The 12,711-nt window shown below is 62.4% G+C and carries 10 protein-coding genes; 8 read left to right on the top strand and 2 right to left on the bottom strand.

What is annotated here, in order from left to right:
- Window positions 1-4: 4 nt before the first annotated feature.
- The gene (gene argA / locus ABXR19_RS02595) at window positions 5-1,324 is read right to left on the bottom strand and encodes an amino-acid N-acetyltransferase (RefSeq protein ID WP_354599662.1); all 1,320 of its coding nucleotides are present in this window, start codon (window positions 1,322-1,324) and stop codon (window positions 5-7) included.
- Between the two features lie 148 nt (window positions 1,325-1,472).
- Window positions 1,473-2,195, bottom strand: a complete 723-nt coding sequence (locus ABXR19_RS02600; protein ID WP_354599524.1) for a 16S rRNA (uracil(1498)-N(3))-methyltransferase — start codon at window positions 2,193-2,195, stop codon at window positions 1,473-1,475.
- Between the two features lie 180 nt (window positions 2,196-2,375).
- On the opposite strand from ABXR19_RS02600, the gene ABXR19_RS02605 reads away from it, so the two are divergent.
- From ABXR19_RS02605 to ABXR19_RS02640, 8 genes are all read left to right on the top strand, one after another.
- Window positions 2,376-3,173, top strand: coding sequence for an inositol monophosphatase family protein (locus ABXR19_RS02605; RefSeq protein WP_354599525.1), 798 nt, complete (start codon window positions 2,376-2,378; stop codon window positions 3,171-3,173).
- Window positions 3,173-4,048: a phosphoribulokinase gene (locus ABXR19_RS02610; RefSeq protein ID WP_354599526.1), complete on the top strand. Its 876-nt coding sequence runs from the start codon at window positions 3,173-3,175 to the stop codon at window positions 4,046-4,048. Before ABXR19_RS02605 ends, ABXR19_RS02610 begins: the two co-directional genes overlap by 1 nt.
- A 384-nt stretch (window positions 4,049-4,432) precedes the next feature.
- Window positions 4,433-6,439: a transketolase gene (gene tkt, locus ABXR19_RS02615; RefSeq protein ID WP_354599527.1), complete on the top strand. Its 2,007-nt coding sequence runs from the start codon at window positions 4,433-4,435 to the stop codon at window positions 6,437-6,439.
- A 106-nt stretch (window positions 6,440-6,545) separates the two neighbouring features.
- A complete protein-coding gene (gene gap / locus ABXR19_RS02620) occupies window positions 6,546-7,544 on the top strand; it encodes a type I glyceraldehyde-3-phosphate dehydrogenase (protein WP_354599528.1) in 999 nt (332 codons plus the stop codon).
- 75 nt (window positions 7,545-7,619) lie between these two features.
- On the top strand, window positions 7,620-8,804 hold the full coding sequence (locus ABXR19_RS02625) for a phosphoglycerate kinase (protein WP_354599529.1): 1,185 nt from the start codon (window positions 7,620-7,622) through the stop codon (window positions 8,802-8,804).
- A 138-nt stretch (window positions 8,805-8,942) separates the two neighbouring features.
- Window positions 8,943-10,370: a pyruvate kinase gene (gene pyk / locus ABXR19_RS02630; RefSeq protein ID WP_354599663.1), complete on the top strand. Its 1,428-nt coding sequence runs from the start codon at window positions 8,943-8,945 to the stop codon at window positions 10,368-10,370.
- 242 nt (window positions 10,371-10,612) lie between these two features.
- Window positions 10,613-11,677: a class II fructose-bisphosphate aldolase gene (fba, locus tag ABXR19_RS02635; RefSeq protein WP_354599530.1), complete on the top strand. Its 1,065-nt coding sequence runs from the start codon at window positions 10,613-10,615 to the stop codon at window positions 11,675-11,677.
- Between the two features lie 246 nt (window positions 11,678-11,923).
- Complete coding sequence (locus ABXR19_RS02640) at window positions 11,924-12,706, top strand: 3-hydroxybutyrate dehydrogenase (protein WP_354599531.1); 783 nt, start codon at window positions 11,924-11,926, stop codon at window positions 12,704-12,706.
- The last annotated feature ends 5 nt before the right edge of the window (window positions 12,707-12,711 follow it).

Consider the following 12,711-nt stretch of genomic DNA (forward strand, 5'->3'; position numbering starts at 1 on the left):
GGCTTCAGAGCTTCTTGATGAATACTTTGGAGCGACGCTGGAAGTTGTACAGATCGCGCTTGCGCTCCGGCAACTCCTCCGGTCCCACTTCGCGGAAACCGCGCTCGCGGAACCAGTGCTGAGTGCGCGTCGTCAGCACGAACAGTTCCTTGTAGCCGCCCGCACTCGCCCGCTCTGTGATGTTCTGCATCAGGCGCTCGCCCAGACCGGCACGCCGGTATTCCGGTGTCACCACCAGGCAGGCCATTTCGGCCATGCCATCTTCCGCAAACGGATACAGTGCCGCGCAACCGACGATCACGCCGTCATGTTCGGCCAGGGTGAAGCGGTCGATTTCCATCTCGATCAGCTCGCGCCCGCGCCGCACCAGCGTGCCATCGGCTTCCAGCGGCCCGAGCAGTTGCAGCAGAGTTGCCACGTCGTCAATATTCGCCTCGCGCAGGCGATACAAGGGCTCGCGGCTGACCATGGTGCCCACGCCCTGACGCGTGAAGAATTCCAGCAACAGGCCACCGTCCTTGTCGCGGTCAATCAGGTGGGCCCGCGCCACGCCGTTGCGCACCGCCTTGATGGCGCGCGGCAGGAACAGGTGCAGGTCTTCAGTCAGGCCGACGCCGGCCAGCAATTTCCGCTCGGCTTCTTCGGCGGTGATCGCCTCGATCAGACGGCCTTCTTCGTCGAGCAGGCCGGGCGCATCGCACAGATAGATCAGCTTCTCGGCATCCAGCGCAATCGCCACCGCTTCGGCGACTTCTTCCATCACCAGATTGAAAATTTCACCGGAGGGCGAGACGCCCAGATTGGAAATCAGCACCACGTTCTGCTGATCCAGATCGGCCTTGATTTCCTCGGCGATCACCTTGCGCACCGTACCGGTGTACTGGAAATCGACGCCATCGACCACGCCAATCGGGCGCGCCGTGACGAAATTGCCGCCGGTCACGCGCATGTAAGCGCCGGCCATGGGCGTATTCGGCAGGCCCTGCGACAACGCGGCCTCAATATTGATCCGGGTTACGCCCACGGCCGCCTTGACGCATTCCAGCGCGGCCTCGTCGGTGATGCGCAAGCCATTGTGATAACGCGACTCCTGCCCGCGCCGCGCCAACTCGGATTCGATCTGCGGCCGCGCGCCATGCACCAGCACCAGCCGCACGCCCAGCGCGGCCAGCAGGTTGCAGTCGTGACACAGATCATCCATCAGCTCGCCATGCGCGACTTCGCCGCCGAAGGCCAGCACAAAAGTCTTGCCCCGGAAAGCATGGAAATACGGCGCCGCGCCGCGCACCCAGTCGACGAAGCGGATCGCCTCGTCATCGCCCATGCGCACGGCGGCTGAAAGGTTGGCGCTGAGTACCCGATTGTCCTGATTCATTCTCATCTTTCACACGTAAGTCGCAAAGCGACTTCTTGAAGCTCCCCTCGCCCCTCAGGGGGAGAGGGGCTGGGGGAGAGGGCAAACAACTTATGCCTCAGTAATCACCCCACAGGGCCATCATAGCGGCAATCGCCGCCAATCCTGCCGTTTCGGTGCGCAAAACCCGCGGACCCAGACGCACGGGCAGGCAATCTGCGGCTTGCGCTGCGGCCAGCTCCTTGTCGCTCCAGCCGCCTTCCGGGCCGACCAGCAAACTCACCGGCCCGTCCGGGCGCGGCATCGCCGACAAGGCCGTACCCTGCTCCGGCGCCAGAATCCAGCGCTGCCCCACCGCTGGCTGCGCCAGCCAGTGATGCAGCCGCTGCAACTCGCCGATTTCGCACAACTGACTGCGCCCGCATTGCTCCGCGGCCGAGACTGCTACCTGGCGCCAATGTTCGATGCGTTTGCCGGCCCGATCGCCGGCCAGCTTGAGCACGCAGCGCTCCGCTTCCACCGGCTGCACCGCCACAGCCCCCAGCTCCACCGCTTTCTGCACGATCCAGTCCATCTTGTCAGCAACGGCCAGACCCTGCACCAGGGTGATTTGCAGCGGCGCCTCGCGCTGCACAGTCAGCCGTTCACGCAAACGCACGCCGGGCTTGCCAGCCAGATCCAGCAGTTCGCCAAGGAACTCCGCGCCCGCGCCGTCAAAGACCACTACGTCTTCGCCATACCGCAGACGCAGCACGCGTACGGCATGATGCGCCGCCTCGGCAGGCAGAGTCAGATCCTGATTCAGGCTCAGGGGCAGTGGACAATAGAAACGTGAAGGCATGATGCTATGATCAAAAATCGCGCGATGGCCGGCATTATAGGCCGCGCGGCTCACTTAAGATCCAGCGCAGGAATTGCATGCTGAAGAGCCGCACCCACCCTGCATCTGCCGGCACGCATCACGAAGAACAAGGCTGCGTGCGGCTCTACAGCACACCCCATCCACCACCGAGAATCTGCCATGCCCTTGCTTGCCCGTGCCCGCGCTCTGGAATCCGTTGTTCGCGATGTTGCCCGCGATGCCATCATGCCGCACTTCCTGCGCGCGGTTCGTGAGTACAAGGCCGACGGCAGCTCGCTGACCCAGGCCGACGAAGCTTCGCAACAAGCCTTGCTGGAGCGCCTGCCCGAAGTGCTGGCGGCGCCGGTGATCGGCGAGGAAATGACGCCGGAGGAGCAGCTGGAATGCTGGAACGCCGGCCAGGAAGGCGTCTGGTGCATCGACCCCATTGACGGTACCACCAACTTCTCCAACGGCATCCCGCTGTTTGCGGTATCGGTCGCCTATCTGGTGAACGGCGAAACCCAGTTCGGCGTGGTGTACAACCCGACCACCGACGAATCCTTTTACGCCGCGCGCGGCGCCGGCGCCTGGCTCAACGGCAAACGTCTGCCCCTGCGCCCGCCGGCGCAACGCCTGGCCTTCTCCGTGGCCGGCATCGACTTCAAACGCATTCCGAACACCTTGGCGGCCAATCTGGTCGTCAAGCCGCCGTACTACTCGCAGCGCAATTTCGGCTCCTCGGCGCTGGAATGGTGTTTCGTCGCCGCCGGCCGGCTCGATGTTTACATCCACGGCGGCCAGGCCCTGTGGGATTACGCCGCCGGTCGCCTGATCCTCGAAGAAGCCGGCGGGGTATACGGCGTACTGGATGGTGGCCCGCTCGAAGCCGCCCCGCTGCCCAAACGCGCCGTCGTCATGGCCAGCAATCCGGCGCTGTACAGCGAATGGCTGAACTGGCTACAGGCGCACCGCTGATGTCAGCCAGACACCCCATCATCGCAGTGACCGGCTCTTCCGGCGCCGGCACCAGCACGATCTCGCGCACCTTCGGCCATATCTTCCGGCGCGAAGGCATTCGTGCTGCGCGCGTCGAGGGCGACGCCTTCCATCGTTACAGCCGCGCCGAGATGCGCCAATTGATTGCCGAAGCCGAGCAGATCGGTCAGCGCGGCCCCAGCCACTTCGGCCCGGACGCCAATCTGTTCGCCGAACTCGAAGCCCTGTTCAGCGAATACGGCGCGCAAGGCAGTGGGCGCAGCCGCCACTATCTGCACGAAGACGACGAGGCCGCCCGCCACGGCCGCGAGCCCGGTACATTTTCTGACTGGCTCGCCCTGCCCGCCGACAGCGAACTGCTGTTCTACGAAGGCCTGCACGGCGGCGTGGTCACCGATCAGGTCGATCTGGCGCAGCACGTCGACCTGCTGATCGGCGTGGTGCCGACCATCAATCTGGAATGGATCCAGAAGGTCATGCGTGACACGCAGGAGCGCGGCTACTCGGTGGAATCGGTGCAGGACACGATCCTGCGGCGCATGGACGACTACGTGCACACCATCGTGCCGCAGTTCTCGCGTACCCACATCAACTTCCAGCGCGTGCCCATCGTCGACACCTCCAATCCCTTTGTCGCCAAGGATGTGCCGCTGCCCAACGAAACCCTCGTGGTAATCAGCTTCCGCAATCCAGCCGGCGTGAATTTCCCGGAGTTGCTGGCGATGCTGCAGGGCTCCTGGATGACCCGGCCGAACACCCTCGTGGTGCCGGGCAGCGAACTGGAATTGTCACTGCAGATCATCCTGATTCCGCGCATCAAGGCCTTGCTGGAACGACGCAAAATGGCTCTTTGAGACACCAGCCCGCAGAGCGCCCATGGCCGGCCATCTGCGGACAGGCATGCTGCAGAGCAAGACTGGGGGCGGCTCTGCAAAGCCTCCTGATTTCTCCTCCGCGGCTGCTCAAGCCGCTCGAAACATTGCGTTTTTTAACGGGACGCTCAGAAAATTGCTTACTGCCAGCAGCGCCGACCGCAGACACTCAGACGCCACACGCGCCCCGAAATACTGGTAAACCCTTAATTTGCGCTTCATCAAGGCCCGAACAGCGAACCTTCGCTATTGTGCCGCGCTGCGCCTGTTTACCCGGATCAGGCCGGCAGGCTGTGACAAGCAGGCCTGCCTTGACGGATAATTGCGAGTTCCCGACTCCACACTGCGGCTCGCCCACTCAAAACAATGACTCTCAGCGCCCCTCAAATCGAATTCACCCCCATTACCGGCGCCATTCGCGCCCTGGCGATGGACGCCGTCCAGCAAGCCAACTCCGGCCACCCCGGCATGCCCATGGGCATGGCCGAGATCGCTGCCGTAGTGTGGCGCCAGCATCTGCGCCACAACCCGACGAACCCGGGCTGGGCCAACCGCGACCGCTTTGTGCTGTCCAACGGCCACGGCTCGATGCTGCATTACGCACTGCTGCACCTCACCGGCTACGATCTGCCGATGGATGAGCTGAAGAAATTCCGCCAGCTCGGCTCGAAGACCCCCGGTCATCCGGAAGTGCATTACACACCGGGCATCGAAACAACCACCGGCCCGCTCGGTCAGGGCATTGCCAACGCCGTCGGTTTCGCGCTCGCCGAGCAGATGCTCGCCGCCAGCTTCAACCGCCCCGGCCACGCCATCATCGATCACCGCTCCTGGGTCTTCCTCGGCGACGGCTGTCTGATGGAAGGCATCAGCCACGAAGTCTGCTCGCTAGCCGGCACCTGGAAGCTGGGCAAACTGACCGCTTACTACGACGACAACGGCATCTCGATTGACGGTGAAGTGCAAGGCTGGTTCACCGACGACACCAAAAAACGCTTCGAGTCCTACAACTGGCAGGTCATCGGCCCGATCAACGGCCACGACACGGCCGCGCTGGAAGCCGCCACGCTGGAAGCCGAAGCCGACAGCGAACGCCCGGCCCTGATCATCTGCCGCACCACCATTGGCGCCGGCTCACCGAACAAGGCCGGCACTGCTGACTCGCACGGCGCCCCGCTGGGCGCCGCCGAAATCGAAGGCGTGCGCAAGGCCATCGGCTGGAATCACGCCCCGTTTGAAATCCCGGCCGATGTTTACGCTGCCTGGGATGCCAAGGTGGCAGGCGCTCAACGTGAGGCCGAGTGGAATACGCGCTTTGCCGCCTATGCCGCCGCTTTCCCGGAACTGGCCGCTGAGCTGAAGCGTCGCCTGGTCGGCGAATTACCTGCCGGTTTTGCCGCCACGGCTGAAGAATTTGTCGCCAAGGTGCAAGCCAAGGCCGAAAGCATCGCCACGCGCAAGGCTTCGCAGAACGCCATCGAAGCGCTGGCCCCTAGCCTGCCCGAACTGCTCGGCAGCTCCGCCGATCTGGCCGGCTCGAATCTGACTCACTGGTCCGGCAGCAAGGATTACCTGCCGGGTGTGGTCGATGCAAACTACATCAACTACGGCGTGCGCGAATTCGCCGAAGTGGCGATTGCCAACGGCGTTGCCCTGCATGGCGGCTATATTCCTTACACCGCGACTTTCCTGGTGTTCTCGGATTACTGCCGCAGCGCGATCCGCATGGCCGCGCTGATGCACATCCGTCAGGTGATGGTGTTCACGCACGATTCGATCGGCGTGGGCGAAGACGGCCCGACCCATCAGCCGGTGGAGCACACCGCATCCTTGCGTCTGATTCCCAACCTGAATGTATGGCGGCCTTGCGACACAACCGAAGCCGCCGTCGCCTGGATTGATGGCATCGAACGCGCCGACGGCCCGACCGTGCTGGCCCTGACACGTCAGAATCTGCCTTTCTCCGCCCGCAGTGCCCAACAAATTGCGGACATCCGCAAGGGTGGCTACATTTTGAGCGACGCGGCGGACGCCAAGGCGGTACTGATCGCAACCGGTTCGGAAATCGGCGTGGCGCTGGCGGCACAGAAGTTGCTCGCAGAATCCGGTTTGCCGGTGCGCGTGGTGTCGATTCCCTGTACCCGCCTGTTTGATCTGCAGGATGCGGCTTACAAGGCTGGCGTGCTCGGCTCGGGTCTGCCGCGTGTGGCCATCGAAGCAGGCGTCACCGATGGCTGGTACAAATACGTGGGTCTGGAAGGCGCAGTCATCGGCATGGATCGCTTCGGCGAATCCGGCCCCGGCGGCACGCTGTTCAAGCATTTCGGCTTTACACCCGAGCGGGTGGTCGAAGTCGTCACGAAGCTGGTTTAGACTGTTTGGTTTTCGCGACCCCGGCTCTCCCCCGGCCGGGTCAAGTTTGCACGCGATGGTAGTGGATTGTTCAACAACCCTTTTTTAGTAATCAGGAGTAATAAAAATGGCAATCAAAGTCGGCATCAATGGTTTCGGTCGTATCGGTCGCATGGTTTTCCGTGCCGCCATCCAGAATTTCAAGGACATCGAGATCGTCGGTATCAACGACCTGCTCGAGCCGGACTACCTCGCTTATATGCTCAAGCACGACTCCGTGCACGGCCAGTTCAAGGGTGAAGTGTCGGTTGAAGGCAGCACCCTGATCGTCAACGGCAAGAAGATCCGCCTGACGGCCCTGCGCAATCCGGCAGAACTGAAGTGGGACGAAGTCGGCGCTGAAGTCGTTGTCGAATCCACCGGCCTGTTCCTCGACAAAGAAACCGCCTCGGCTCACCTTACCGCTGGCGCCAAGAAAGTTGTGCTGTCGGCTCCGTCGAAAGACGACACCCCGATGTTCGTGTATGGCGTGAATCACAAGTCCTACGCTGGCGAAGCCATCATCTCCAACGCATCCTGCACCACCAACTGCCTGGCCCCGATTGCCAAGGTGCTGAACGACAACTTCGGCATCAAGCGCGGCCTGATGACCACGGTGCACGCCGCAACCGCCACCCAGAAGACCGTTGACGGCCCGTCCAACAAGGACTGGCGCGGTGGTCGCGGCATCCTGGAAAACATCATCCCGTCCAGCACTGGTGCTGCCAAGGCTGTCGGCAAGGTGATCCCGGAACTGAACAAGAAGTTGACCGGCATGTCTTTCCGCGTGCCGACGTCTGACGTTTCCGTGGTCGATTTGACCGTGGAACTGAACAAGGAAGCCACCTACGAGCAGATCTGCGCCGCCATGAAGGCCGCCTCTGAAGGCGAAATGAAGGGCGTGCTGGGCTACACCACCGAGAAGGTCGTATCGACTGACTTCCGTGGCGAATCCCGCACCTCCGTGTTCGACGCCGACGCTGGCATCGCGCTGGACTCGACCTTCGTCAAGATCGTGTCCTGGTACGACAACGAGTGGGGCTACTCCAACAAGGTGCTGGAGATGGTTCAGGTCGTCGCCAAGTAAGTCAAAGATTCGAGCCGCCGCTCACCGCAGCGGCTCGTTTTTCATGCTCCGCCGTCGCCACTACTGGGCTTTTCAATGCAATTCCGGAAACTCGCCGATCTCGATCTGTCAGGCAAACGCGTCTTTATCCGCGCCGACCTGAACGTACCGCAAGACGATGTCGGCACGATTACGGACGACACGCGTATCCGTGCATCGCTGCCTTGCATTCGCCTGGCGCTGGAACGCGGCGCAGCCGTGATGGTGACTTCACATCTGGGCCGCCCGATTGAGGGTGAATTCCGGGCGCTGGATTCGCTGGCGCCGATTGCTGCGCGCATGGCAGAGCTGCTCGGCAAGCCGGTTCGCCTGGCGCATAACTGGGTAGAAGGCAAATTCAACATCGCCCCGGGCGATGTCGTGATTCTTGAAAACTGTCGCCTCAACAAGGGCGAAAAAGACAACAGCAGCGAACTCGCCGCGCGGATGGCCAAACTCTGCGACATCTACGTCAACGACGCCTTCGCCACCGCGCACCGCGCCGAAGCCACCACCCACGCACTGGCTCTGGCCGCACCGACTGCCTGCGCGGGCCCCTTGCTGGCCGCCGAACTGGACGCGCTGAGCGCCGCCCTGCTGGCACCGGCCAAGCCACTGATCGCCATTGTAGGTGGCTCCAAGGTGTCCACCAAGCTCAGCATCCTCGATAGCCTTGCCGACAAGGTCGACCAGCTCATCGTCGGTGGCGGCATCGCCAATACCTTTTTGCTGGCGGCCGGTTTCAATGTCGGCAAGTCGCTGGTGGAAGCCGATCTGGTTCCGGCCGCCCAGGCCATCATTGCCAAGATGGCCGCGCGTGGCGCCTCGGTGCCGATTCCGACTGATGTGGTCGTGGCCCGCGAGTTCTCCGCAACGGCCGAGGCCATCGTCAAACACCCATCCGAAGTGGACGACGACGAGATGATCCTCGATGTCGGCCCGCAAACCGCCGCGCACTTTGCCGAACTCTTGAAAGCCGCACGCACCATCGTGTGGAACGGCCCCCTCGGTGTGTTCGAATTCGACGCTTTCGCCAAGGGCACCCAGGTGGTGGCCGAAGCGATTGCCGCCTCTTCCGCCATGTCGCTGGCCGGTGGTGGCGACACCATCGCCGCGATTGCGAAATTCGGCATCGGCCCACAACTCAGTTACATCTCCACCGCAGGGGGCGCCTTTCTGGAGTTCCTCGAAGGCAAATCCCTGCCCGCCATTGAAGCACTGGCTCAACGCTCCGAACACTAAACCAAAACCCCGAAAATCATGACCAAACCTGTAATTCCGGCCGCCAAGGCCAGCAAGAAAGCCGCACCGGCTGCTCGCAGCAGCAAGGCTGTTGAACTCCCCTCCTCCATGCCCAATACATCCTATAAAGGAATCAGCATGCAACGTCACACCAAGATCGTCGCCACCCTCGGCCCGTCGTCCAATGATGCAGAAGTTCTGGAGAACATGATCCGCGCCGGCGTCGATGTCGTGCGTCTGAACTTCTCGCACGGCAAGGCCGAAGACCACGCCAACCGTGCTGCCATGGTCCGCGAAGCGGCCAAGCGCGTCGGCAAGCCGGTCGCGATCCTCGCCGATCTTCAAGGCCCGAAGATCCGCGTCGGCAAGTTTGCCAATGGCAAGACCTTCCTCGAAAAAGGCCAGAGCTTCATCCTCGACGCAGCCTGCGAAATGGGCAACGACGAGCGCGTCGGTCTGGATTACAAAGAGCTGCCGAACGACGTGAAGCCGGGCACCATCCTGCTGCTGAACGACGGCGCCATCGTGCTCGACGTGGAAAAAATCATCGGCACCGAGATCCACACCCGCGTACGTCAAGGTGGTGAGCTCTCGAACAACAAGGGCATCAACCAGAAGGGTGGCGGCCTGACCGCGCCAGCCCTGACGACCAAGGACATGGAAGACATCAAGACGGCTGCCGCCATCGGCATCGAATACGTCGCCGTGTCTTTTCCGAAGAACGCTGCCGACATGTACATGGCACGCACCCTGCTGAAGGCCGCAGGCTCCAACGCCCTGACCATCGCCAAGATCGAGCGTACCGAAGCCGTGGAGCCGAAGGTTCTGCGCGAAATCCTCGAAGCCTCCGATGGCCTGATGGTTGCCCGTGGTGACTTGGCGGTTGAAGTCGGCGAGGCCGCTGTGCCTGCTCTGCAGAAGAAGATGATCAAGCTGGCCCGCGAGATGAACAAGCTGGCCATCACCGCGACCCAGATGATGGAGTCGATGATCACCAGCCCGGTGCCGACCCGCGCCGAAGTATCCGACGTGGCCAACGCCGTGCTGGATGGCACCGACGCCGTGATGCTGTCGGCCGAAACCGCTGCCGGCAAGTTCCCGGTGGAAGTGGTCGAGACCATGGCCCGCGTCTGCGAAGAAGCCGAAAAATCGTACGCCGTGACCCTGGATCAGGAATTCCTGAGCCGCGACTGCACCCGCATCGACCAGTCCATCGCCATGGCCGCGCTGTTCTCCGCCTACAACCTGGGCGCCAAGGCCATCGTTGCACTGACCGAATCCGGTTCTACCGCGCTGTGGATGAGCCGCATGCACTCGGGCATTCCAATCTATGCCCTGACCTCGCAGCCTGACACCGTGGGCAAGACCGCGCTGTATCGCGCCGTGTACCCGATCGCCATGCCGCGCATCACCGACAGCACCGAACACCTGCTGCAGGAAGCCGAACTCACCCTGATCAAGCACAAGCTGGTGCAGCCGGGCGACATCGTGGTGGTCACCGTGGGCGAGCCTCTGGGCCAGTCCGGCGGCACCAACAGCCTGAAGATCCTGCGCATCGGCGCTTGAATGTAAATCTGCTGCGCAACTCTCCAGAATAGCCCTCGCCCTCAAGGGGTGAGGGCGCATGGAGAGTCGCCAAGCGACTGTTGTAAAACGGCCCGTCGTTGCAAGCGACGGGCCGTTTTGTTTGCCATCTGCGAAAGATCGCACACGCGACAAGTGGCGGCACAGGGTAAAATCCAGTCTGGATTGGCGCGGCCACATCGCGGTCGTACCAAAAATCACCCCAATTTCCGAAGGAATCCATCATGGCTCTCGTTTCCATGCGCCAGCTACTCGACCACGCGGCCGAGTTCAGCTATGGCCTGCCCGCGTTCAACGTCAATAACCTCGAACAAGTCCAGGCCATCATGGAAGCAGCCAATGAGCTGGACAGCCCGGTGATCATGCAGGCCTCGGCCGGCGCCCGCAAATATGCTGGCGAAGCCTTCCTGCGCCACCTGATCGACGCCGCCGTCGAAGCCTACCCGCACATCCCCGTCGTGATGCACCAGGATCACGGCCAGAGCCCGGCTGTGTGCATGGCGGCGATCCGCTCCGGCTTCAGCTCGGTAATGATGGACGGTTCCCTGCTCGAAGACGGCAAGACGCCGTCCAGCTACGACTACAACGTCGCCGTGTCTCAGGAAGTGGTGAAGCTGGCGCACTCCATCGGCGTCACCGTGGAAGCCGAACTGGGCTGCCTCGGTTCGCTGGAATCCGGCATGGCTGGCGAAGAAGACGGCCACGGCGCCGAAGGCAAACTGGATCACAGCGCCCTGCTGACCGACCCGGAACAGGCCGCTGACTTTGTGCAGCGTACCCAGTGCGACGCGCTGGCGATTGCCATCGGCACCAGCCACGGCGCCTACAAATTCACGCGCAAGCCCACCGGCGACATCCTCGCGATTTCGCGCATCAAAGAAATCCACACCCGCCTGCCCAACACCCACCTGGTGATGCACGGCTCCTCTTCCGTACCGCAAGAGCTGTTGGCGATCATTCGCCAATTCGGCGGCGACATGAAGGAAACCTACGGCGTGCCGGTCGAAGAAATCGTCGAAGGCATCAAATACGGCGTGCGCAAGATCAACATCGACACCGACATCCGCCTGGCCATGACCGCTGCCGTACGCCAGTACATGTTCGAGAATCCGAGCAAGTTTGACCCGCGTGATTTCCTCAAACCCGCCCGTGAAGCCGCCAAGCAGATCGTGCGTGCGCGCATGCAGGCTTTCGGCTGTGCCGGCCAGGCCAGCAAGATCAAGCCGATTTCGCTCGACAAAATCGCCGCTCAGTACAAATCTGGCGCCTTGGCCCAGCAGGTGAAATAAGGCGAGAAGGCTGAAGAGCCGCTCCCGGCAAGCCTCTCAAGGCCTCCCTCTCGGGAGGCCTTGTCGCATCTTGCTCTGCAGCATGCCTGCCTGAAGAAATCCGACCAGAGCGGCTCTTCAGACAGGTAATCAAATATTTCACGCATCACCTTCAACCGGCCTGTTGCTCCTTGGGGAAGCCCCGCGCATGGGCGTCACAGCCCGGTGCTATCCTCGCCGCTTGAATCAACCCAAGGAGATATCGTCATGCTGCACGGCAGGAATGCACTCGTCACCGGCGCCACCAGCGGCATCGGTCTGGCCGTCGCGGAAACCCTCGCGCGTAGCGGCGCGAATGTCGTGATCAATGGTCTGGGCGAGCCTGCCGCGAATCAGACGCTGTGCGCCGGTCTGGCCCGTCGCTACGGTGTGCGCGTCAGCCTGAATGCAGCCGATCTGCGCGATCCGGCGCAGATCGAAGCCATGATCGCCGAGGCCACAGCGGAGTTCGGCGGCATCGACATCCTGATCAACAACGCCGGCATCCAGCATGTATCGCCGGTCGAGAGTTTTCCGGTCGACAAGTGGAATGACATCCTCGCGCTGAACCTCACCGCCGCGTTCCATACCACGCGGCTGGTGGTGCCGCAAATGAAAGACAAAGGCTGGGGCCGCATCATCAACATGGGCTCAGCCCATTCGTTGATCGCCTCTCCCTTCAAGAGCGCCTACGTCGCCGCCAAGCATGGCATCAACGGCTTCACCAAGTCCGTCGCCCTCGAACTGGCCCAGCACGGCATCACCGCCAACACCGTCTGCCCCGGCTATGTGCTGACCCCGCTGGTCGAAAAGCAGATCCCGGACACCATGGCCGCGCGCGGCCTCACCGAAGAACAGGTGATCCGCGACGTGCTGCTCGCCGCCCAGCCCACCAAGCAATTCGTCAGCGTGCAGGAAATCGCCGACAGCGTGCTCTTCCTGTGCTCGGACGCCGCGCGCTCCATCACCGGGACGAGCTTGTCAATTGATGGCGGGTGGACCACCCAATAACTCAC

Source organism: Uliginosibacterium flavum, assembly GCF_040566545.1.
GTDB lineage: Bacteria > Pseudomonadota > Gammaproteobacteria > Burkholderiales > Rhodocyclaceae > Uliginosibacterium > Uliginosibacterium flavum.